Raw genomic sequence first — 20,256 nt, 5'->3', positions numbered from 1 at the left:
CACGTCGCCACGTCACGCTCCCTCATGGTCCCGTCGTGGCGCATGAGCAGGCAGGGCTCACTCGGCACGGTGCCGGGGTGTCATTCAGGCTTCGCCTCGGGGCGCGGTGCGAGGACACAGAACTCGTGGCCCTCCGGGTCGGCCAGACACCGCCACGGGACGTCGCCCTGGCCGAGGTCGAGGTCGGTGGCGCCGAGGCCGCGCAGCCGGGCCACCTCCGCCTCCAGATCCTCACCGGGGTACGGCAGCAGGTCGACATGAACGCGGTCCGGCACGGTCTTCGCGCCCGGCGTGCGGAGGAACTCGAGATACGGGCCGACCTCCTGGGCGGAGCGCAGCACCGCACGATCGTCGGTCACCTCGTGCAGGGTCCAGTCCACCGCCTCGTCCCAGAACCGGGCCATGGCCCGCGGATCCTCGCAGTCGACCACCACCGCGGCCACCGGCCCGGTGTCCCGGTAGATCTCCCGGGGCTCCAGGACGCAGAACTCGTTGCCCTCCGGGTCGGCGTGGACCGTCCACGGCACGTCGCCCTGGCCCACGTCGACGGGCGTCGCGCCGAGATCCTTGAGCCGTGCGACCAACTCCGCCTGGTGCGCCGGGGAGTTGGTGGCGAGATCGATGTGCACTCGGTTCTTCGTCGCGGTCTTGGGTTCCGGGACCTTCACCACGTCGACGCAGACGGCGACCGCGTCCGGCCAGACGAATCCGCCGCCGGGTTCGACGTTGGTCACGCCGGGGCCCTCACTGGAAACACCCCAGCCGAGCGCCTCCGCCCAGAACCGACCCACCGCCGCCTCGTCCAAAGCCTTGATGTTCACGTTTACCGGTCGCAGTGCCATGCCGGTGATCATATGCACCCGCTCAGCAACGACACCCGAACCGTGGCCAAACAGAGATCAACTCGCTGACCGGGCAGTGCTCAACCAGGCAGTCCCCCCTTTTTTTGATCAGCAGTCTCGCTTGGATCAGCATTCCCGCTTGGATCAGATGGATCAGAGGGGCCGATGTGTACGCGGCATGAAGTCTTGCCGGGAACTGGGACACCCCGCCCTGCCATGTCCGGATGATCAACTCCGATAGAACTCGTCGTCCGACTGCGACGGCGTACTCATCGACAGCGAACACATCGCCGTGCGCGTCCATGCCGCCGTGGGCGCCGAGTTGGGCTGGCCGCTGGTCGAAGCCGAGGTGATCGACAAGTTCATCGGTCGGTCGATCGTCTCCAGTGGTGAGCAGATCGCCACCCGCTTGGGTCCGGGTCGGGCCGCGCTCTGGCTGGAGAGATTCGCGGAACTCCACCGTGCGGCCGTCGGTGCCGAACTCACCCCGGTCGACGGCATCTTCGAGGTCCTCGACGCCCTCGCACTTCCCAGCCGCGTCACCTCGGGCGGCAGCCACGAAACGATGGCCACATCCTGGGCCGCACCGGGATCCACCCGTCGGCCTGCATCGTCGTCGAGGACAGCAAGTACGGGATCCGGGCAGCCCGCGCGGCCGGCATGCGTGCACTGGGATACACCGGCGGACTCACACCCGCACAATGGCTCGAAGGACCGGACACCACGGTCTTCGACGATATGCGCAAGCATCCGACTCTCCTCGGGGAAGACTCCTGGGCGATGCATCGTGGTGCATCGCGGTGCACCGCGATGCTCGGGGGTGCCCCGAGTGAACGCTCGCTACTACGTGGGCATCACTGAACCGGCTTGTCCTCCTCGGCGTAGCGGGCCAGCCCTTCCGCCATGCCCTGCATGAACTTCTGGAGGTAGCGCGGCATGTACCAGCCCATCAGCCAGCTCGTCTCGTACTCGCCGTACCAGTGAATGACCGTGCCTGAGCTCGCTGTTGGCGTCAGCTCGATGCGCGCCTGATAGTTGCGCATCGACGAAATGAACGCGTCTTCGTAGGCCAGGAGGCGTGGCTCGACCTTCTCGGTCAGCCGCTCGCCGGTCACGACACGCCCCGTCCGGAAAGCCCGGACGGCACCGACGCCGTCGTCGCCGCCGGGGTCGAGGTCGACCGACCGGGTCGTGTCCAGACTGTCCACCTTGGACCACAGGGGCCAGCTCGCGGCGTCGACCAACAGCTTCCAGACGGTTTCCGGCGAGGCGCTGGTCGTCACCGTGACGTCGTATGTGTGCATGGTGGAGGGCTCCCGTGAGTGGATGAGAAGGTCCGCGCGGTGGTGCCGGTAATGCGCTCAGTCTTGCCAGGCCCTCCACGCCGTGGCACGGGAACTTGCGGTTCCCGCAAGGCGCCTGATCGGCGGTACGGGTCAGTCCGCGTCGGTTGCGGCAGGTTCGGCCTCCGGCAGCGCCGGATGGTCGGTCGGGTAGAGCCCGGCCACGAAGCCGTACACCACTTCGCCTCCACGGGGCAGTTGCGCATAGTCGTTGGCGAGCTCCAGGACCCGCGTCCAGAACTCACGGGCCTGCTCCCGGGGGATCCTCACATGTCGCACGATCGAGGAGAGTTGATCCGCCTGGTGTGCGGACGCCGACTCGGCCGCGGCCGTGGCGAGATCGTTGTTGCAGTACGGGGCACCCCGGCCCCGTCACTGGAACTGACCGTGCCGACGCGGAAGATACCCGCGGAGTCGCCGCTTTCGCCGACGAACTCCGCGCGGTCGGCCACACCGTCCACACGCCCGATCTCTTCGACGGACGCATCTTCGACTCCTTCGAGGAGGGCCTCGGCCACGTCGAGCAGCTCGGCTTCGGCGAGCTCACCGAGCGCGGTGTCCGCGCGGCCGAACTCCTGCCGCAGGACGTCGTTTACGCCGGCTTCTCGCTCGGTGTGCTGCCCGCCCAGAAGCTGGCGCAGACGCGGGCGGGTGCGCGGGGCGCGCTCCTGTTCCATGCCTGCATCCCCGTGTCGGAGTTCGGTGCGGCATGGCCTGACGATGTGCCGGTACAGGTGCATGCGAAGGAAGCCGATCCGTTCTTCGCCGAGGACATCGACGCCGCCCGCGCGCTCCTCTCCGACTGCACCGACGCGGAGATGTTCCTGTACCCCGGAGACCAGCACCTGTTCGCGGACCCTTCGCTGCCGTCCCACGACCCGAACGCCGCCGAGCTCCTGACCCAGCGGACGATCGAGTTCCTCGGCTCGCGGTAGGTGTGCGGCGACCGGTTGACCAGGCGCGCGTCTGCCGAAGCCGGAGGCGGAGGCGGAGGCGGAGGCGGAGGCGGAGGCGGAGGCGGAGGCGGAGGCGGAGGCGGAGGCGGAGGCGGAGGCGGAGGCGGAGACTGCAACCGTGCTGGCGAGCGGGGCCGCTGCCGCACGAGGCACCTACCCGGACGCTTCAGTTGAGTTGCGCCTCAGCGGAAAGCGGCGACGTTGCGGGCGACCCAGTCGTTGAAGGGGCGCGGGGCACGGCCGAGGACGCGTTCCACGTCCGGGCTGATCCGCAGTTCTGCCGGGTTCGGGGCGGAGATGATGTCCAGGGTGTCGTCGGCGAGTTCCGCCGGCACGAACGGGGTCATCGTTGCCTTTGCCTCGTCGCGGGTGAGTTCGTGGAACCGCACCGGCGAGCCGAGCGCGGAGGCGATCGCCTCCACCTGCTGACGTGGTGTGATCACCTCCGGTCCGGTCAGCTCGTACACCCCGCCGTTGTGCCGGTCGTCCAGCAGGCAGGCCGCCGCGACCTCGGCGATGTCCGCCGGGTCGATGACCGGCACTCCGACGTCACCGAAGGGCGCGGCGACCGTCCCTTGCGTACGGACGGACTCCGCCCAGGCCAGGGCGTTGGAGGCGAAGCCGCCCGGCCGCAGGACGGCCCAGTCCAGGCCGGACTCCCGCAACGCGTCCTCCAACGCGCGCATCGCGACCCGCGTCGGGCCGAGCGGTCGGGTCGCCACGCCCTGAGAGGACAGCAGGACGACCCGGCGGACACCACTGGCCGCGGCCAGGTCGATGATGTCGGCCGGTCTGGCTTCGGGGGCGTGCAGGTCGCCGGAGAGCAGGAGGAACAGCGCCTTCGCCCCGTCCAAGGCGGGCGCGAGGCCTATCAGCTCGGTCACGTCACCCAGGTCGGCCGCCACATGCCGGACGCCGTCCGGCACCGCCGCCGCGTGCCGCGACACCGCCGTCACCTGCTCGCCCGCCTCGGACAGGGCCTGCGTCAAAGGCCGCCCCACGTTCCCGGTAGCCCCGGTCACCACGATCATGTTCAGCTCCTAGTCCGTTGTGCACTGCGGAAGTTGACGCTAGGAGCGGAGACTTACTTTTCGTAAGAACATACCCAGAGGTAAGCTCCGGACATGGGGGAAGGCGCGCAGCTGACGCAGGCAGAGGCGGGCACTCGGTATGAGGTGTTTCACACCGACTGCCCCGCACGTGACGTGGTCGACCACGTGACCAGCAGGTGGGGCATCTGGGTGCTGATCTCCTTGCGGAGCAACGACCTTCGGTTCTACGAGCTGCGCGACAGCATCCAGGGCATCAGTGAGAAGATGCTCGCCCAGACCTTGCGCGCGCTGGTCCAGGACGGCCTGGTCCGGCGGGAGGTCGAGCCGACGACGCCACCCCAAGTCACCTACGGCCTGACCGAGTTCGGCCAGGACATCGGCGAGCCGCTGACGGACTTGTTCGACCGGATCACCCAGCGGCTGCCACCGCGCAACGAGGAATAGTGCGGTAGCGGTCGGCCTCGAAGGCGAATCCAGCGCGGCTTGGCGGCCTGCGTCGACAGTCGTCAGTAACCGGCACGGCGTCGAGGATCCGCTCGGCGGTCTTGTGCCCTACGTACCGGCGGGGAGTTCCGGTCCTTCATCCAGCGGACCTCACCGGGGTGCAGTTCCGCTTCCCCGCGCGCGTCGTATGCCTCGGCGGAGGAGCCGCCTACAGCTCGAAGTCGATCCGCTCCACGTCGGTGAACTCCACCCCCAGGCCATGCGCCCGGGTGTTGTTGGCGCGGAAGTACATCTCCGCGAGGCCCTCCGCGGCGATGCGCTGGAGCTGCTGCTCGGTGGCGCCCTGGTCGCGGGCGGTGAACAGGCGGCCGGCCCACTCGGGCGGCAGGGCCTGGGTGATGTCGCGGATGCGGGCGTCGTCGGTGGTGCCCGGGGCGGCGGTGAACCCGAACCGGGCCCGTGTGGAGACGACCAGGCCGTCCGTGGAGGCCGCCTTCTTCTTGGCCTTCGCCCGGACCTGCGGCTGCCACCGCTTCTTGACCTCGTCCTCCAGCCGCTCGCGCAGGCCGCGCCGGGGCCGCTTCAACCTGCCCGCCACGTACCGCTCGACCGTGCGCTGTGAGATCCCGAGCGCCTGGGCTGCGGCCCTGGTGCCCTTGAGTTGCTTGACCAGGTACTTCATCTGCGCCTGGGCGCTCTTGGGGAGGGGCCGGGTGAACGCCCCTTCCAGAGCGCGGTCCAGGCTGTCCCCGAGCGAGTCCACCATGGCCTGCTACTCCCCTTCCCCGGCCGCCGGGTCGGTCTTGATCAGGTTGGCGACGTTGAAGACGCTGCCCGCCTCCTCGAACTGTTCCTCCGCCCACAGCACGGTCTGCGTGCCCTGATGTTTGACCATCCCCGGCGAGACACCGAGCCGGAACGTACCCGGCACCGGCTTGCCCTCGGGTGTGAACGGCAGGACGTCCAGCGGGGACGGTCCTGGCGCGGGGTAGACGATGGCGTCGGTGCCGATCGCGACCGGGTACAGGTCGGCCGCCGCGGCGGTCTTCATCAGCTTGCGGTGCAGACCGATGCGCTGGTTGGCCAGGACGGCGGCCCGGATGTCGGGGCGCCACGTCTCCCGCGCGAGCGCCGGCCACGGCTCGTAGTACGGCACTTGACCCCGGTTGCGCTGGCGCAGCTTGCCGATGCCGCCCTTCGCGGTCGACTTGATCGCGCCCACCAGCAGCGCCATGGTCGGGTCCACCTGCTTGGAGCGGGCCATCGCCTCCAGGAACTCGGGCCCACCCAGGTCGGTGGTGACGCCGAGATCGGCCATCGTCTCCATGTACGCGTCGCGCAGCCGCTTGTACCAGCCGTCCAGGTAGCGGCCGGACCGCGTCCGCACGAACGCCTCCAGGGGCGCGACCTCGAAGCCCAGCTCCACCGCGTAGGCGACGGTCGGGGTGGCGTACCAGGCCGGCCCGGCGGGCCTCTCCCCCTTCGGCGTGAACGGCGACGGCAGCCGGTCGCCGTCGACCGTGCGACCGCCCATGTCCACGCGGGACAGGTCCACGTGCGAGAGGTCGACCAGCCACGAGCCGGGCAGCGACGGGTCGAAGGCCGGGCCGCCCGTCAGGTGGGTGGGCCCGTCAAGGCCGACCGTGAGCCCGTTCGCGGCCGCGGCGAACGACATGTTGATGTCCACCGCGACCAGGAACGGGTTCATGCACTCCTCGTCGGTCAGCGGGCGGCACCAGTCGTAGGGCTCCTCCATCAGCATCTCGGCCGGAGTACGCAGGTGGTGGCGCGCGAACTTCCCCTTCAGCAAGGGGTGTTCGTCCGGGACCTCGCACTCCACCACGTCGTACACCGCGGTGAGCGCGTCGGCGTTGAACGCCCGCTCGAACTCCCCGGTCGCCTCGTTCTTGGCCGCGCGGGTCGGCGGACGCAGCGCCGTCATCAGCTCCAGGCCGGTGACCGCCGCGGTGCCGCGCGGCGTCATCACCCGCTGGGCGTACGCCCCCAAGTAGCGGGCGAGGTCGGCCGGGTGCATCCCGGGCAGCTGCGGGTCGTCCTTCTTGTCCCACTCGCGTACGTCCAGGGCGTTCCACGGCGGGATGCACAGCTGGACGCAGTTGCGCTTGGCGCCCTCGGCCGGGCGGTAGATGCGCGCCCACGGCCCGAATCCGCGCTGGGTGAGCTTCCATTCAGCCCTGGCGAGCTGCTTGACCACCTTGTGGCTGTCCGCGAGGCGTCCGGCGCGCTGCTCGTCGTCGGCCAGGGCGGCGGGCAGGCCGTAGCGCTCCAGGGCGGCCGGGGTGAGGACGAGGACGGGGTCGGCGTCGCGGCCGTTGCGGTGCAGGCGGGCCTGGCCGAGCTTCGCCTCGCTCAGCGTCCATTCGACCAGGGACGGCAGCGACTTGGCGGGCACGTCCAGAACCAGACCGCCGACGCAGTACGCCAGGACCTGACCGCTGTCGGGATCGACGTCGACCACCGCGAGGGGGCCGTTCTCGAAACGCGGGTCCGCGACCGGAGCGGGCTGGGTGGTCCGGGCGGTCGCAGCGGTCGGCTTCTTCGCCGCCCTTGTCGCCGGCTTCCGCGCCGTGTTCTTCGCCGCCGGGTGTCGGGGGGGCGCGGCCGGCCCGGCAGTTGACGCCGGACGCACCGCGCCGCCCGAGGCCGCAGGAGCATCGTTCGCCGAAGAGGCAGCGGGGGCAGGGAAGCGGGCCGCGAGCCCTTCGAGGAGCCGGGCGTATGCGGCGCGCTTCGGTGGTCGCGGCTCGGTCCTGCCGGATTCCCAATTCCCTACCGCTTCACGGCGGGTGTTCATGGCCTGGGCGACCTGCTCCTGGCTCAGCCCGGCGGCCTCGCGCAACCGCTTGCGCTCGGCGGGCACCGGGAGACCGTCCTGAGCAGCCTGCTCCAGCAGCGCGTCCACCGCACTGAACAGCTGATCCTCAGCGGGCACAGACCTCACCTCCAGGCCTCACCCTACATAGATCGCACCTCAATTCGCGCGCGACACGCACGTCAATCGCTCGCAGATCGCTTGTCGTGCAGATCGCTTGTCGCGGCTCGCGACACGCTCCGATCCGGCGGATGAGGCGTCACCCTTTGACCTCAGGCAGGCACGGCCCCGACGGATGACGCCCCACCCGGCTCACCAGGCCTTGCCCGCCTGCTCCCGGATCGTACGGTTGATCCGGTTGATCCGGTTGATCTGGTTGAAGAAGTTGGTCAGCGCGATCTCCAGCGTGATCCCGCCCAGTTGCTCCTCGCTGAAGCGGTCGGCAACGGCGTCCATATCTCGTCGGGTGACGCGCCCTTTCGGGCTCTCGTACGGGATGCAGCCCAGAGCAGGGAGTTGGGCTGCGACTTCGTGGTCGCCGGCCTCGACGAGCCGGCGTCCGTGGCCGCGGCCCTCAACGGCGTGGACCGGCTGCTGCTCAACAGCGGCGGCGCGCTCCCCGTGGCCGGGCAACAGCCGATGGCGCGTCAGCGGACCGCCGCCATCGACGCGGCACGGGCCGCCGGAGTCGCGCAGGTGGTGAAGGTATCGCCATGGCTGCCCCGTGAAGACGCGAAGCTCTCCGTGCGCGCGCACTGGGAGATCGAACAGCACCTCAAGGCCTCCGGCCTGCGGTGGGCGATGCTGCAGCCCACCGGCTACATGCAGAACTTCTTCACAAGCCAGGACGGATTTGCCAGCTCCCGTGGCGCGCGGCCCAGCATGCGATGCACATCGTCATGGACCGGTGCGTACGCACCACTTCGCATCGCCTCCATGGACTCCACCGCCCGGCGCACCGCACCGTCCGACGCGCCCTGGCTGCGCAGACGGTCCGACCACTGCTCGACAGGTTCGGAGACGAAGCAAGCCCTCGGGCCGCCGTGCTCCGCGATGAGATCGGCGTTCGCCGTACCGGCCACCCACCGCCGGGTGTGGGACTTCTCCCGAGACGGCATCCTGCGCAGCGTCGAGGACTCACTGACCCGCCTGGGCACCGACCGCATCGACGTGCTGTACCTGCATGACGCCGAGGAACGCTTCGAGGCCGCGCTCCGCGACGGCTACCCGGCCCTGGCCGAGCTGCGCGCCCAGGGCGTGGTCGGTGCCGTCGGTGCGGGAATGTACCACCCGGGCAAGCTGACCCGCCTGGTGCGGGAGACCGACGCGGACGTGGTGATGCTGTCCGGCCGCTACACCCTGTTGGACCACAGCGCCCTCGACGAACTCCTGCCCGCCTGCGCGGAACGCGGTGTCTCGATCCTGGCCGCCTCGGTCTTCAACTCCGGCCTGCTGGCCACCGACCGACCGGCGCCGGGAGCCCGTTTCGACTACGCCCCCGCCGCACCGGAGCTGCTGAAGCGGGCGCACCAGATCGCGGATGTGTGCGAGGCACATGGCGTGACGGTCCCTCAGGCAGCCATGGCTTTCCCGCTGTTGCACCCCGTCGTCGCCGGAATCGTGGTCGGCATGAGAACCACGGAGGAGGTACGACGCAACCTCGACGCCTTCGACGTACGCATTCCGGCACAGCTCTGGTCCGACCTGCGCGAAGAGGACCTGCTGGACGAACGCGCCCCGACCGACACCGCACCGTGAACGTATGGTCAGCCGCGTCTGGCCCGGCGGCCGCACAGATACTGCTGCTGAGAGACTCCCCCTATGGGATCTTGGGGAACCTTGGGGCCTGCGCTGCTGTCTCTCGCCGGAGTCACGCTCGGCGCCGGTGGGTCGTTGCTGGGCCAGTACCTCGTGTCGCGCGCGAGCGCCCGACAGTTCGAAGTCCAGGAGACGGCGGCTCACCGGGCCCAACTCAAGGATGCGGTACTGAAGTTCATCGGCATCGCCTTGCAGGTGGACAAGGCGGCACGCGCAGTCTCGGACAGCGGCAGCACCATCGCCGACCCCGCGCTCGGTCAACTCCTCTACGACCTCTGGCTCGCCCAGGCCGAAATCGACCTGGCCGCCAGAACCGAACCTCTGCGGGGCGCCACCTACCGTTACGCGCTCAGCCTGGCCGCAGCAGCCCGAGGCGAGATGTCCGAGCCTTCCGCCGTGCGCGCGGCGCAGGTTCACTTCATGGACGCGGCGTACGACGACATGTGGCCCAGACGACGACGGACAGAGACGGAACCCGTCGCGCCCCGCTGAGACCGCCTGTCCCGACCCTCATCCGAGAACGCCCCTCGCCCGGACCCGCCTGTCCTCCTCCCCCTCTCCCCCCCCCGCCTCGGTCGACGTCATAGTCCCCGCGCGCTCCGTCAGCCAGGCGCGAGCGACCAGGTCGCCGAAGACTCCAGAGCCCCGACTGCCCGGCGGTATGCCTCACCGCTCCACGCGCCGATGGGGTCGTTCGCGATGGCCGCGTCTTCCCGTGCGAGCCAGCGGGCGGCGGCCTGTTCGCGGATCGCCCGGTCAGGGCTCTCCACCAACCGTGCGTGAGCCGTCGGCAGGTCACCGCCCCGCTCGCCCTCGGGGACGCCGTCACGGGAGCCTTGGGCACGTCACGCCGTGCGGCTGAATCAGACCGCCGCTTCGACGTACGCTGCCAAGTTCGCCAGCGAGGAGGCGATCCCCTCTTCATGGGCCGCTTGATCGATCCCGGGCGGCACATCCGTGGCGGTCACGGTCACCTCTGTGCCGTCGCCGGCAGCCGCCAGGTCCCAGGTCATCGTCATGGTGCCTGCGTACGCCGGATCGTCGGCCTCGAACACCGCCCGCTGGACCACTCGCTCGGACGGCACCAGGTCGGCGAACCCGACATCGACGGCATCCGTCGCCTCCGACGTCTTGCCGGGGTTGTCGGTGGGGTCCAGATAGGTGAGCACCATGCGGAACCCGCCGCCCGGCCGGGGATCCCACCGTTCGACCCGTCCGCGCATGCCGTCCGGCGGCAGCCAGGCCTCCAGGGCGTCGCGGTCGAGGAGGGCGCCGTAGACGGCTGCCGGTGATGCCGCGATCAGCCAGCCGACGCGGTCCGTTCTGCCTGTGGGTCCACCCATGGGCCGATTCTAGGAGCGAGGTTCCGACTGAGCCTTCCGCCCGGCCGGAACAGGACCCGGGCGCACTCCAGGTCCTGCTCCGTGCGGACCTACCGATGACGGTCCGTCACCCCCGTCTCCTCAGCGGATGTTGACGTCGATGCACGCGTAAAAGGCGTTGGCCGTGTCACCGATGTTCCACACCGCCAGGACCTTGTGCCTGCCGGTGAAATTGCCGAGGTTGACCTGGTGCGTGACGGTCGACGGGGGCTGCTGGTTGTTGCCGTCGATGGTGGCCACCTTCGTGCCGTCGACGAAGTACTCGTAATTCGCGGTGCGGTGCCGCGCCGTGAACGTCCAGGTGAAGGTCTGCGTCCTGCTGACGTCGCTGACCTTCCAGCCCTTGCTGTCGTCGTTGAGCTCCGCGAACCTGGCGTTGCCGCCGTGACAGTTGCGCAGACCCTTGGGGCCCTCGACGCTCTGCGGTTCGTACTTGATGTCGCCGCACGGCACCGTCCTGGCGGCGCACTGCGCCTGACGGCTCGCCGGTGCGTTGACGTAGCCGTGCGCGCTGGCCGAGCCGGTCGGCAGCGTGAGGGCGAGGACCGGTGCGAGGCCGGCCCCGATCGCGGCGGCTGTCTTCCGCTTCTTGTCCATGCATGACTCCTTCACGGCATTGCTTCATGGGGGTGTGCGGCGTGAAGAGCTCTCGTGGGGGTGCGAGGTAGGGGTGAAGCGTTGTGGTCGGCGGGGCCGAGCGGAGGCCAGATGCGTGCGACCACCGATTAGTCCAGACCATAGACTTCGGCGAGTCCCGGTCAAGGCTGGTTTCCGGCCACACCTCGGTGCTTCTGGTCTCTTGCGGGGTGTTCCTTCGCGGGGTCAAGGCAGGGACCCGCTCGGAACGGTCAGGGGTACTCCACCACGGTGGAGGGCTTGGTGTCGGTTCCGGAGGTGGGGCTGCCGGTGGAGTTGACGACGTGCGCGTACTGGCCCTTGCCGCCGAGGGAGACGACCAGCAGGTGGTGGAACTTCACGCCCGGCTTGTTCGGAGCGGCGAAGCCGTGCTCCTGGATGATGGTGGGGTCCACGTTGTAGTAGCAGTACGAACCAAGTCCCCAACCCTCGTGACTGGTCACGGAGTCGGCGACCTTGTAGGCGGCGAAGCCCCGCAGATTCCCGTTCTGGATGGCGGCCTGGTTCGGGGCGTCGTACGCCTTCTCGTTCTGGAAGAAGATCGTGCGGCCGCGCTCGCCCTTCCACTGCACGTCGTACTTGTTGAAGTGTTCCACGAACAGCCCGGTGGCCAGGACGTCGTCGCCGTTGACCACCACGCCGTAGTCGGCGCGGTTGGTCTCCCAGCCGACGCCGTCTCCGTGGTCGGCGCGCCAGACCCAGGTGTGGTCGACGATGGTATGCCGGCTGTTGACGACCATGCTGGTGGTGGCCTTGCCCGCGCCCACGCCGCCGATGCGGATGAATACGTCCTGCAGCGTGACGGGGTTGTCGGCGTGCCCCGCGGACGCCCCCTCGGGACCCACTTCCAGGAGCACGGCGGAGTTGTCCCTGCCCGCGTCGACGAGAACACCGGCCAGGCGTACGCCGTCGACGTCGCCGATCTTCATGGCGGTCACGCCGCCGTCGGGCACGAGGGTGGCGTAGCCGAGACCGAGGACGACGGTGCCCGCGCGGGTGACCTCCACGGGCCGGTCGACGTGGTAGATGCCCGGGGTGAGCAGCAGGTTCTTTCCTTCCTTGAGCGCCGAGTTGAGGGAGACTGCGGTGTCGCCCTCCTTGGCGATGTGGAACGCGCTCAGCGGCAGCGACTCACCTCGGGGAGTGCCCCCGGCCCAGCTGGTGCCGCGGGCCGCGGTGCGCAGCGCCGGCAGGAAGACCTTGTACTCCGCGCCGTCCAGGTAGAGGAAGGGCTTCTCGCGCGAGACGGGGGTCGTGTCCAGCGTCGTGTAGGGCGGGTCGGGGAAGGACTGCGCGGGGGCTCCCTCGACGCCGGAGAACACCATGTTCCACACGCCGTTGAGCCAGCCGCCGATGGAACTGTCGCGGGTGTACCACTGCTGCTGGGAGTAGGGCTGGACGGTGCCGTCGATGCGGCTGTCGGCGATGTAGCCGCCGCTCGCCCAGCCGTAACCGTCCGGGGCCAGGTTGAGGTTGCCTCGTACGTGCATACGGCGGAACGGCGCGGCCTGGGAGACGGCGAAGCGGTTGGTGCCGTTGACGGGTTTGAGGGAGAGGTTCTCGGCGGAGCGCCAGAAGTTCTGGGTGGCGTTGCCGTTGAACCATCCGGCGTCCACGGTCACGTCGCCGTTGAAGTGGGTGTCGTCGGGCGAGAGGCCCAGGCCCATGATGGAGGTGTAGAAGCCGAGTTGGGCGTTGAGGCCGTTGTAGGTGCCGGGCTTGAACAGCAGCGCGTAGCGGCCGGTGCCGAACTGGGCCGATTCCTGCTTTCTGAAGATGTCGTCAAGTGTGGCCTGGATACCGGGCGTTGACGGGTCGAAGACGAGCACATTTGGGCCGAGGTCGGGCGCTGCGGCCGCCTCGATCCCCGCGTTCCCCGCGCCCTCCGCGCTGCCCGCGTTCCCTGCGTTCCCTGCGTTCTCCGCGCTCCCCAGCCCCTGCGGGGCACCGATCGCCTGGGGCGCGGCGAGCAGACCCGCGGTTGGGACTGCCGCGGCCGTGGCCGCCAGCACTGTCCGGCGTGGGATTCCGTGCAGGTGAGGGGTGGAGGGGCCGACGGGCTCGACAGGTTCTGTGGTCACGTGTGACTCCATGAGGTGTGGGGGTGGTTCGTGCCGGTTGGGGGGTGTGCTCCCGGCAAGGAGGGCCGCGCTCCCTTGTTCAGACAATGAACACCAGATGGCGTGAGAGCGCTCTCTCGCGATGGATGGTTACGGCAGTGAAACGTGACGTCAAGGGGGTGCGCACGTACGACTCCAACCAACGCCTCCGGCTTCAACTCCCGTACGACACACGGGTTGTATGCGTTGAGCCGGGTTTGCTCCGACCGGCTGCGCGGAGTGAACCGACGCATAAAGCACGGCCTGCGGTTCGGCCCCTACTCGACTGTCGGGCCCCTGAACGCTGGATCGTGATCAAATGTTGGATGACATCGTTCTGGACAGGCAAGCGGATACGGCTGCGCGGCATCGAGCCCGAGGACTGGACCACACTCAGGGGCTTCGCCGTGGACGAGGACCGGCTGGGGGATGTGCTGCATCCGCCCCGCTCCGCGGCGAGCTTCCGCACCATGACCAAGGAACAGGCTGCCGCCAAGCCCGATGACGACTGCTTCGGGTTGGCCATCGAAGCGGTCGCCACCGGCGAAACTGTCGGCGCCATCGGCTCGCACCAAGCCGATCCGCGCGCGGGCTGGTTCGAGTACGGCATCACAATGGGCGCGGATCATCGGCGCAAGGGTTACGCGGCAGAGGCCGCGGTCATGCTGCTGCGTTTCATGTTCGCCGAGCGGCGCTATCACAAGTGCGAAGCGAGGATCTTCGCGCACAACGAGGCATCGCTGGCGCTGCACCGACGGCTCGGTTTCGCCGAGGAGGGCCGCCTCCGCGATCACGAGTTCTTCGCCGGTCGGCACCACGACCTGGTCATGATGGGGATGCTCGCCGACGAGTTCGCCCAGCTGCACGCGGTGAGCGAGCCGTGAGCTCGCCATCACCGCAGCCCTCCAGGTCCTCCTCGGCACGCCGCCGATGGCACCGTACGGTCGCGCCGTCCGGGCATGGGGTGAGCCTTCCGTAGGGTCCGGTTCCATCCCCGACCGGCCAACCACTATGCCCAGTTGTCCGGTGAACGTGATCCATGAGTGCCCCGTGGCCCGCACCCCGCACCCCGCACCCCGCACCCCGGCGGCAGCCTTTCGCGCCAGGTGGCCCCGACGAGAAGGGCAGCGGCTTTGATCAGCTTCCGTGCGCCGTGAGCAAGGGCGGCGGCTTTGATCAGCCTCCGTGCGCCGTGAGCGTGTACCCCTCCGGCCCCTCGAAGGAGAACTTCGGCCCGAAGGGGCTGTCCGCCATGGGTTCGACGATCTTGATACCGGCGGCGACCAGCTGGTCGTGGAGCTGATGGGCGTCCGAGGCCCGGAACCAGAGCACCACGCCGAGGCCCGGCCGTGCGGCGTCGGCGAGGTCGACGCCCGGGAGGAGCGCACGGACGGCGAACGGGGTCGGCTCGGTGTCGAACACGACCGCGTGCGGGGGCGAGACCGCGGCTCGACGCAGACCCAGGTGCTCCTCGCAGAAGGCCGCCGCGGCCTCCACGTCGTGGACCTGCAGGGCGACGAAGTCGGGGCCATCGATGGTGGCAGGCATGAACTTCCCTCTCCTATGTCAGCACTTTGACATAGGAGGTTAGGGGGCCGCGCCCCCTCATGTCAAAATGCTGACATGAATGAGAGTGTGCCGACGGAACCGTTCCGCCCAGCGGACGACGTCACCCACCACGTGGGGTATCTGCTCAAACGCGCCCAGGCCGCTCTCCGCAGCGCCATGGACAAGGTGTTGCGCGAGCACGGGCTGACCGTGCCTCAGTACGCCACCCTCGAACTCCTGGCCCAGCACCCCGGCATGTCGAACGCCGATCTCGCCCGCGCGACGTTCGTCACCCGCCAGTCCGGGAACGTCGTCCTGCGCGGCCTGCAGGAGACGGGGCTGATCACCCGCCCCGCCACCGCCGATCACGGCCGGGCCCGGCCCGCCCGCCTCACCGACGAGGGCCAGGCACGCCTCGCGGCAGTCCAGACCGCCGTGTACGCGGTCGAACAGCGCATGGTCGATGCGATCCCGTCGCGGCGCGTCGCGGCACTGGTCGCCGATCTTGAACGCATGTCGGAAGCCTTGGAGGACTGACCGGAGGTGTGATCCGCGAAGGCCAGCGGTAGGCCCACCAGCCAACCGGCCACCCTTCGCACCGCCGATAGGCTGGCGCTCGATGCCGAGAGACCGCCAGCCTTCGCCGGACCCTTCCGATCCGAAGGGCACGCCCAGCGGAGCAGGGTGGCTGCCGCACGGCTACTTGCTGGCACCCCACACCCACGACACGGGTCAGCTCGTCTACGCGGCCGCCGGAACGCTGGCCACCACAACAGAGCGCGGCACCTGGGTCGCCCCGGCCAACCGCGTGACGTGGACGCCGCCCGGCTTCGCCCACTCCCACCGGTTCTACGGCCGCACCGACGCGCGCCTGCTGACCGTTCCGGTCGAGCTGTGCGGCGAACTCCTCGCCTATCCCAGCGTGTTCGCGGTGAGCCCGCTGCTGCGCGAGGCCGTCCTGATCCTGACCGGCGACCGGCCCGAGCCCCGTCCCGGCGCCCATCAGCGGCTGCTAGCCGTCGTCATCGACGAGCTGTCCGACGCCCCCGAACTCTCCCTGCACCTGCCCGAGGCGGCCGATGACCGGCTCCGCGCCGTCACCGACCTCCTGCACGCCGACCCCGCCCGGCCCGCGACCCTGGCCGAGCTCGGACGCGTCGCGGGAGCCAGCGAGCGCACCCTGAGCCGTCTGTTCCACGCCGAGCTCGGCATGGGCTTCCACCGGTGGCGCACCACTTTGCGCATCCACCACGCTCTGGCCCATCTGACGGGCGGCATGTCGGTCACCGACACCGCGATGGCGTGCGGCTGGTCAAACCCGTCCAGTTTCATCGACGCCTTCAACGACGTGGTCGGCCAGACACCGGGCAGCTATCAGGCCGATCTGCGCAACAGATCCACGTTGCCGTAGCGGCCGCACGCACCAGATGATTCCGCCCTCGCGCGCCGGACAAAACTCATGATCGAAACTGGCAAGGACGCGACCGTCGTCATCGTCGGAGGCGGAGTCGCGGGACTCGCGCTCGGCAACTTCCTCTTGCGGAAGGGCGTCGGGTGCACCGTCCTCGAAAAGCACAGCCGGGAAGCCGGGAATACGTGGAGCAGCGGCAGAGGGCAGGATCTCTCGACGCAGGCGGCGTACGCGTGTTGAACGAGTGGGGTGTGGGCGAGGCCGTGGAGGGCTACAGCCACAGGGACTCGGATACGGGGATACCACTGCTGATCGACGGAGAGATGAGGCAGTGGCGGATGGCCGACGACGAGGTCGGTGCGGATGACGGTGACGGTGGCGACGGGGCGTACTGCCCGCAGCAGATCCTCGTCCGCAACCTGATCAGGATCTTTCTGCGCGACGGCGGCGACCTCCGCTTCGCGGCCGAGGACGTCTCGCTGCACGGCGTCGACACCGACCACCCGCTGGTCCGCTACCGGGACGCCAACGGCTCAGCTCAATCCGTCAGTTGGGACGTCGTCGCCGGGGCCGACGGCTACCGCGGCATCAGCCGGACGGCCATCCCTGACGACGTCCTCACCTGCTCCACCCATGAGTTCGGCTACGCCTGGCTGACCGTGATGACGGAGGCGCCGGCGAACCCCCTGGGCGTACTGGCAGTGCACTCCCGCGGCTTCGCCGCACAGATCACCCGCGGCCCGAACGCAAGCCGTCTCTACCTGCAGTGCCCGCTCACCGACTCCGTCGAGCAGTGGCCGGACGAACGCGTCTGGAAGGAACTGGAGGCGCGCTTCGGCAGGTCCGTGGCCCCCAAGGGCCCGATCACGAGCAAGCAGGCCGTACCGCTCCGCGGGGTGGTGTTCAGCCCCATGAGTCACGGCAGGCTCTACCGCCTCGGGGACGCGGCCCACCTCATCTCCCCCATGAGCGCGCAAGGCATGAGCCTCGCCCTCCACGACGCCGACGTCCTGGCCCGCGCGATCATCCAGCAGGTCGAGGGACACGACTCCAGCCTGCTCGACAGCTACTCCGACACCTGCCTGAACCACATATGGAAGCGCCAGGCTTCCGCGGTCCTGACGACCCAGATGATGCACGACTCCGGTGACGCCACGTACGAAGGTGACTTCCGCAAGCAGATCGCCCGGAAGAACCTCGAAGCCATGCTGGAGCCACTGACGGCACATCAGCAGGTCGCGTAGGTCGGGTGTGGTTTCTGGTTTCCTCCGAGACTCGGACGGCTTCCGTGATCGCCCGCGTGCTCGATGTCCACCGCGGGCGGGGATTCGGCGAGGAACTCCATACGCGAGGGCTCGACCGAGCGGGGAAGTCGGGGGCCGAGGTCATCAATACCGTCCTGGGGACACGATTCCCTGGATCGGCCCGCGGCTCTCCTGAGCGGAGCGGCCCGACAGGGTCAGCGCATCCAGTCAGGTGTTTCCACGCCCGTGAAGTCGTTCCAGGCACGGCAGTGGGACCTTCCCGGCGCTCGACCTGGTCGCGGTCAGCGTTCGCCAGAACGTTGTTGATGCCGACCAGCTCTTCCCACCACGGAGGTCGCCACCTATGTCTTCGCAGCGAACGGGTCGCCCGCCACCCCGCTGAGGCGGACCAGCCCCGGCCTGCCCTCGTCGGTGACGCGCACATACAGCGTGTAGGTCGAGCCCGTCTCCTCCGCCTTGGCGCGGGCCCAGGCCAGAACCTCCTCGGCGTCTGCGCCCGTCACCTCGTACTCGTCCGACGCCTTCGCCGACCTGTCCCAGAAATACGCCCGATAGGTGGCCTCGTCGTGCTCCCAGGCGGTGTCTCGCGGATCCACTCCCCGTACATGCATGGGGCAACCGTAACGGCTCGGTCCGATGGACGACGTACGCAGGTGGCCGATGACTTTCCGCCGCCTCGCGAGTCGTACGCAGTACGACCACCCCGAGGACGGAAGGCCACCGATGAACGCTCTGCACGACACCCTGCACCGGTACGTCGACGACGGGAGCGTGCCGGGCGCCGTCGGTCTCGTCGCCCACGGCGACGACGTCCAGGTGGTGGCCGCTGGTTCGATCGACGTCGAGGGAAGCGCCCCGATGGAGAGGGACTCGCTCTTCCGTATCGCGTCGATCACCAAGCCCATCACGGCGGCGGCAGTCCTGTTGCTGGTCGAGGAGGGGCAGTTGGCCCTGGACGCGCCGATCGACCAGTGGCTCCCGGAACTGGCGAAGCCGAGCGTGGTGCGGACCCCTGACGCGCCGGTCGACGACGTCGTCCCGGCGACCCGTCCGATCACGGTCGAGGACCTGCTCAGCTCCCGCACCGGTTGGGGCTTTCCCGCCGACTTCTCGCTGCCCGCGGTGCAGCCCCTGTTCGCCGTGCAGAAGGACGGCCGCTCGCTGCGGAACTGGCCGGACCCCGACACCTGGCTGGGCCTCCTCGCGCAGGTGCCCATGCTGCACCAGCCGGGAGACGCCTGGCTGTACGGCACCTCCTCCGACCTCCAGGGAATCCTGATCGCCAGGGCTTCGGGCCGCACGCTCCCCGACTTCCTCGCGGAACGGGTCTTCGAGCCGCTGGGCATGACGGACACGGCCTTTGAGGTCCCCGCGGTGAAGCGGCACCGATTCACCTCGTACTACACCCCGAACCCGGACGGAACCCTGGCGCTGACGGATGGACCCGAGGGGCAGTGGAGCCGCCTCCCGCGTTTCCACTCGGGCGGCGGAGGCCTCGTGTCCACGGCCGACGACTGGCTGGCCTTCGCCCGCATGCTGCTCAACAGCGGTGAGACGGGCGGCCGCCGCCTGCTCACCCCCGCCTCGGTCCACCGCATGACCACCAACCACCTCACCACCGGGCAGCGCGCCGGCGTCGAACTCTTCCTGGAGGGCCAGGGCTGGGGCTACGGCGGCCAGGTCGACGTCACCGCGTCCGCGCCCTGGAACGTCCCCGGCCGCTACGGCTGGGCGGGCGGCACGGGCACGACGGCACACATCGTCCCGTCCACGGGAACGGTGGCGATCCTCTTGACGCAGGTGGCGATGGACAGCCCTGAACCCCCGCCGCTGATGCGGGACTTCTGGAGCGGCGTGGTGCGGGGATGACTGCGAGAGGACGACGGCGGTCACGCCGTCGAAGTCACCCATCACTCGTACGTGATCGTCATGGCGCCGGAATTCTCCCGCGCCGCCGGGCTCACTCCGTGCCGGGCGCCGCTGTGCGACCTGCGCTTACAGAGCGGGCTCGCACGGCGCACGACATGCCGTCGCGTACCTCATGTGAGGTCGTAAACCCTCTCACTTCACTCCATTGGGTGGCAGGCGTCCCTCACCGCGGAGCGTGCTGCTTCCGACGTCGCCTCGATCACCCGCTCGCTCACCGAGGCCCGCCTGGCGGTGCCCGCGTGAGCCAGCCGATGGTGCCCGCCGCGCACGACCGGCTGCCCCTGCGCCGCCGTCCGCCCGTCCTGCTCGCCACGGCTGCCGCGCGCCTGATCGTGGCCTTCAGGCCGCACCGCATCCGCCGCGCCCTGTCCGTGCTGCGGCGCGGGGCCGACCCCGCGACCGCCGCGCAGGCGCTCGCCGCACGCGCGGCCGTCGTCGCGGTCAGCGCGCGCTGCGCCGGGGAGGGCTGTCTGCAACGCTCCGTGGCCACGGCGCTGTTGTGCCGGATGCGCGGGGTCTGGGCTGGACTGGTGCACGGGCGTGCGCACCTCGCCGTTCCGCGCGCATGCCTGGGTGGAGGTGGACGGCCTCCCGGTCGGCGAGCCGCACCGGCCGGGCGAGTACCACCGGATGATGGTGGTGCCGGTCCGGCCGGAGTAATCGGTATCGACGACGGCCGACTCGACCGTCCGTCCACC

21 protein-coding genes and 3 pseudogenes are annotated in these 20,256 nt (G+C 69.5%); 12 read left to right on the top strand and 12 right to left on the bottom strand.

Annotated features, from left to right (window positions below):
• Positions 1–80 precede the first annotated feature (80 nt).
• Entirely contained in the window at positions 81–842 is a 762-nt protein-coding gene (locus AB0B50_RS20420; RefSeq protein ID WP_362333412.1) for a VOC family protein, read from the bottom strand.
• Positions 843–1,079: 237 nt separating this feature from the next.
• Between AB0B50_RS20420 and AB0B50_RS20415 the strand changes: the two are divergent.
• Positions 1,080–1,703, top strand: a pseudogene (locus AB0B50_RS20415) (HAD-IA family hydrolase).
• Here the strand turns inward: AB0B50_RS20415 and AB0B50_RS20410 are convergent.
• Together AB0B50_RS20410 and AB0B50_RS20405 are read right to left on the bottom strand one after the other, a co-directional pair.
• The gene (locus AB0B50_RS20410; protein ID WP_362333409.1) at positions 1,697–2,146 is read right to left on the bottom strand and encodes an SRPBCC family protein; all 450 of its coding nucleotides are present in this window, start codon (positions 2,144–2,146) and stop codon (positions 1,697–1,699) included. The pseudogene AB0B50_RS20415 and the gene AB0B50_RS20410 sit on opposite strands and share 7 nt — an antisense overlap.
• A gap of 132 nt (positions 2,147–2,278) precedes the next feature.
• Entirely contained in the window at positions 2,279–2,455 is a 177-nt protein-coding gene (locus tag AB0B50_RS20405) for a hypothetical protein (RefSeq protein ID WP_362333406.1), read from the bottom strand.
• Between the two features lie 134 nt (positions 2,456–2,589).
• Here AB0B50_RS20405 and AB0B50_RS20400 point away from each other — a divergent pair.
• Positions 2,590–3,120: pseudogene (locus AB0B50_RS20400) on the top strand (dienelactone hydrolase family protein); the annotation flags it as partial.
• A gap of 203 nt (positions 3,121–3,323) precedes the next feature.
• Here the strand turns inward: AB0B50_RS20400 and AB0B50_RS20395 are convergent.
• Positions 3,324–4,172 carry an NAD(P)H-binding protein gene (locus tag AB0B50_RS20395; RefSeq protein WP_362333403.1) on the bottom strand — a complete coding sequence of 283 codons (849 nt, stop codon included), beginning with the start codon at positions 4,170–4,172 and terminating at the stop codon, positions 3,324–3,326.
• A 93-nt stretch (positions 4,173–4,265) separates the two neighbouring features.
• Between AB0B50_RS20395 and AB0B50_RS20390 the strand changes: the two genes are divergently transcribed.
• Entirely contained in the window at positions 4,266–4,637 is a 372-nt protein-coding gene (locus AB0B50_RS20390; RefSeq protein WP_362333400.1) for a helix-turn-helix domain-containing protein, read from the top strand.
• Positions 4,638–4,845: 208 nt separating this feature from the next.
• Here the strand turns inward: AB0B50_RS20390 and AB0B50_RS20385 are convergent, their stop codons facing one another.
• The 3 genes from AB0B50_RS20385 to AB0B50_RS20375 all read right to left on the bottom strand — a co-directional run bounded on the left by AB0B50_RS20385 (position 4,846) and on the right by AB0B50_RS20375 (position 7,926).
• The gene (locus AB0B50_RS20385) at positions 4,846–5,403 is read right to left on the bottom strand and encodes an XRE family transcriptional regulator (protein ID WP_362333397.1); all 558 of its coding nucleotides are present in this window, start codon (positions 5,401–5,403) and stop codon (positions 4,846–4,848) included.
• Between the two features lie 6 nt (positions 5,404–5,409).
• Complete coding sequence (locus AB0B50_RS20380) at positions 5,410–7,590, bottom strand: helix-turn-helix domain-containing protein (RefSeq protein WP_362333395.1); 2,181 nt, start codon at positions 7,588–7,590, stop codon at positions 5,410–5,412.
• Between the two features lie 192 nt (positions 7,591–7,782).
• Positions 7,783–7,926, bottom strand: a complete 144-nt coding sequence (locus AB0B50_RS20375; protein WP_362333979.1) for a hypothetical protein — start codon at positions 7,924–7,926, stop codon at positions 7,783–7,785.
• A 60-nt stretch (positions 7,927–7,986) separates the two neighbouring features.
• On the opposite strand from AB0B50_RS20375, the gene AB0B50_RS20370 reads away from it, so the two are divergent.
• Both AB0B50_RS20370 and AB0B50_RS20365 read left to right on the top strand, forming a co-directional pair.
• Positions 7,987–9,228 carry an aldo/keto reductase gene (locus AB0B50_RS20370; protein ID WP_362333393.1) on the top strand — a complete coding sequence of 414 codons (1,242 nt, stop codon included), beginning with the start codon at positions 7,987–7,989 and terminating at the stop codon, positions 9,226–9,228.
• 81 nt (positions 9,229–9,309) lie between these two features.
• Positions 9,310–9,780 carry a hypothetical protein gene (locus AB0B50_RS20365; protein ID WP_362333391.1) on the top strand — a complete coding sequence of 157 codons (471 nt, stop codon included), beginning with the start codon at positions 9,310–9,312 and terminating at the stop codon, positions 9,778–9,780.
• A 371-nt stretch (positions 9,781–10,151) separates the two neighbouring features.
• Here AB0B50_RS20365 and AB0B50_RS20360 read toward each other — a convergent pair whose 3' ends face one another.
• From AB0B50_RS20360 to AB0B50_RS20350, 3 genes are all read right to left on the bottom strand, one after another.
• Positions 10,152–10,631 (bottom strand): SRPBCC family protein, encoded by a 480-nt coding sequence (locus AB0B50_RS20360; RefSeq protein ID WP_362333388.1) that lies wholly within the window; start codon positions 10,629–10,631, stop codon positions 10,152–10,154.
• Between the two features lie 120 nt (positions 10,632–10,751).
• On the bottom strand, positions 10,752–11,267 hold the full coding sequence (locus AB0B50_RS20355) for a lytic polysaccharide monooxygenase auxiliary activity family 9 protein (protein WP_362333385.1): 516 nt from the start codon (positions 11,265–11,267) through the stop codon (positions 10,752–10,754).
• 251 nt (positions 11,268–11,518) lie between these two features.
• The gene (locus AB0B50_RS20350; protein WP_362333382.1) at positions 11,519–13,387 is read right to left on the bottom strand and encodes a coagulation factor 5/8 type domain-containing protein; all 1,869 of its coding nucleotides are present in this window, start codon (positions 13,385–13,387) and stop codon (positions 11,519–11,521) included.
• 344 nt (positions 13,388–13,731) lie between these two features.
• Between AB0B50_RS20350 and AB0B50_RS20345 the strand changes: the two genes are divergently transcribed.
• Entirely contained in the window at positions 13,732–14,289 is a 558-nt protein-coding gene (locus AB0B50_RS20345) for a GNAT family protein (RefSeq protein ID WP_362333379.1), read from the top strand.
• Positions 14,290–14,581: 292 nt separating this feature from the next.
• Here the strand turns inward: AB0B50_RS20345 and AB0B50_RS20340 are convergent, their stop codons facing one another.
• Positions 14,582–14,953, bottom strand: a complete 372-nt coding sequence (locus AB0B50_RS20340; protein ID WP_362333376.1) for a VOC family protein — start codon at positions 14,951–14,953, stop codon at positions 14,582–14,584.
• Between the two features lie 75 nt (positions 14,954–15,028).
• Between AB0B50_RS20340 and AB0B50_RS20335 the strand changes: the two genes are divergently transcribed.
• The 4 genes from AB0B50_RS20335 (at position 15,029) to AB0B50_RS20320 (ending at position 17,608) form a co-directional block, all read left to right on the top strand.
• A complete protein-coding gene (locus AB0B50_RS20335) occupies positions 15,029–15,490 on the top strand; it encodes a MarR family transcriptional regulator (RefSeq protein ID WP_362333373.1) in 462 nt (153 codons plus the stop codon).
• 82 nt (positions 15,491–15,572) lie between these two features.
• On the top strand, positions 15,573–16,364 hold the full coding sequence (locus AB0B50_RS20330) for an AraC family transcriptional regulator (protein WP_362333370.1): 792 nt from the start codon (positions 15,573–15,575) through the stop codon (positions 16,362–16,364).
• Positions 16,365–16,412: 48 nt separating this feature from the next.
• Positions 16,413–16,604: an FAD-dependent oxidoreductase gene (locus AB0B50_RS20325; protein WP_362333367.1), complete on the top strand. Its 192-nt coding sequence runs from the start codon at positions 16,413–16,415 to the stop codon at positions 16,602–16,604.
• On the top strand, positions 16,598–17,608 hold the full coding sequence (locus AB0B50_RS20320; RefSeq protein WP_362333364.1) for an FAD-dependent monooxygenase: 1,011 nt from the start codon (positions 16,598–16,600) through the stop codon (positions 17,606–17,608). The genes AB0B50_RS20325 and AB0B50_RS20320 overlap by 7 nt, the downstream gene beginning before the upstream one ends.
• Positions 17,609–17,970: 362 nt before the next feature.
• Here the strand turns inward: AB0B50_RS20320 and AB0B50_RS20315 are convergent, their stop codons facing one another.
• Positions 17,971–18,240 carry a hypothetical protein gene (locus AB0B50_RS20315; protein ID WP_362333361.1) on the bottom strand — a complete coding sequence of 90 codons (270 nt, stop codon included), beginning with the start codon at positions 18,238–18,240 and terminating at the stop codon, positions 17,971–17,973.
• A gap of 112 nt (positions 18,241–18,352) precedes the next feature.
• Here AB0B50_RS20315 and AB0B50_RS20310 point away from each other — a divergent pair, with 112 nt between their 5' ends.
• Positions 18,353–19,498 carry a serine hydrolase domain-containing protein gene (locus AB0B50_RS20310; protein ID WP_362333940.1) on the top strand — a complete coding sequence of 382 codons (1,146 nt, stop codon included), beginning with the start codon at positions 18,353–18,355 and terminating at the stop codon, positions 19,496–19,498.
• 311 nt (positions 19,499–19,809) lie between these two features.
• Positions 19,810–20,218 (top strand): annotated as a pseudogene (locus AB0B50_RS20305) (lasso peptide biosynthesis B2 protein).
• The last annotated feature ends 38 nt before the right edge of the window (positions 20,219–20,256 follow it).

The organism is Streptomyces sp. NPDC041068, from assembly GCF_040647455.1.
Taxonomy (GTDB): Bacteria; Actinomycetota; Actinomycetes; order Streptomycetales; family Streptomycetaceae; genus Streptomyces.
This window is presented reverse-complemented; position numbering and strand designations above follow the sequence as displayed.

Bases quoted from the DNA above. Each gene is read 5' to 3' on its own strand.
- AB0B50_RS20315 (WP_362333361.1), bottom strand. From the start codon at position 18,240: ATGCATGTACGGGGAGTGGATCCGCGAGACACCGCCTGGGAGCACGAC.
- AB0B50_RS20345 (WP_362333379.1), top strand. From the start codon at position 13,732: ATGACATCGTTCTGGACAGGCAAGCGGATACGGCTGCGCGGCATCGAG.
- AB0B50_RS20395 (WP_362333403.1), bottom strand. From the start codon at position 4,172: ATGATCGTGGTGACCGGGGCTACCGGGAACGTGGGGCGGCCTTTGACG.
- AB0B50_RS20355 (WP_362333385.1), bottom strand. From the start codon at position 11,267: ATGGACAAGAAGCGGAAGACAGCCGCCGCGATCGGGGCCGGCCTCGCA.
- AB0B50_RS20410 (WP_362333409.1), bottom strand. From the start codon at position 2,146: ATGCACACATACGACGTCACGGTGACGACCAGCGCCTCGCCGGAAACC.
- AB0B50_RS20335 (WP_362333373.1), top strand. From the start codon at position 15,029: ATGAATGAGAGTGTGCCGACGGAACCGTTCCGCCCAGCGGACGACGTC.
- AB0B50_RS20330 (WP_362333370.1), top strand. From the start codon at position 15,573: ATGCCGAGAGACCGCCAGCCTTCGCCGGACCCTTCCGATCCGAAGGGC.
- AB0B50_RS20340 (WP_362333376.1), bottom strand. From the start codon at position 14,953: ATGCCTGCCACCATCGATGGCCCCGACTTCGTCGCCCTGCAGGTCCAC.
- AB0B50_RS20310 (WP_362333940.1), top strand. From the start codon at position 18,353: ATGAACGCTCTGCACGACACCCTGCACCGGTACGTCGACGACGGGAGC.
- AB0B50_RS20390 (WP_362333400.1), top strand. From the start codon at position 4,266: ATGGGGGAAGGCGCGCAGCTGACGCAGGCAGAGGCGGGCACTCGGTAT.
- AB0B50_RS20360 (WP_362333388.1), bottom strand. From the start codon at position 10,631: ATGGGTGGACCCACAGGCAGAACGGACCGCGTCGGCTGGCTGATCGCG.
- AB0B50_RS20385 (WP_362333397.1), bottom strand. From the start codon at position 5,403: ATGGTGGACTCGCTCGGGGACAGCCTGGACCGCGCTCTGGAAGGGGCG.
- AB0B50_RS20375 (WP_362333979.1), bottom strand. From the start codon at position 7,926: ATGGACGCCGTTGCCGACCGCTTCAGCGAGGAGCAACTGGGCGGGATC.
- AB0B50_RS20420 (WP_362333412.1), bottom strand. From the start codon at position 842: ATGGCACTGCGACCGGTAAACGTGAACATCAAGGCTTTGGACGAGGCG.
- AB0B50_RS20325 (WP_362333367.1), top strand. From the start codon at position 16,413: ATGATCGAAACTGGCAAGGACGCGACCGTCGTCATCGTCGGAGGCGGA.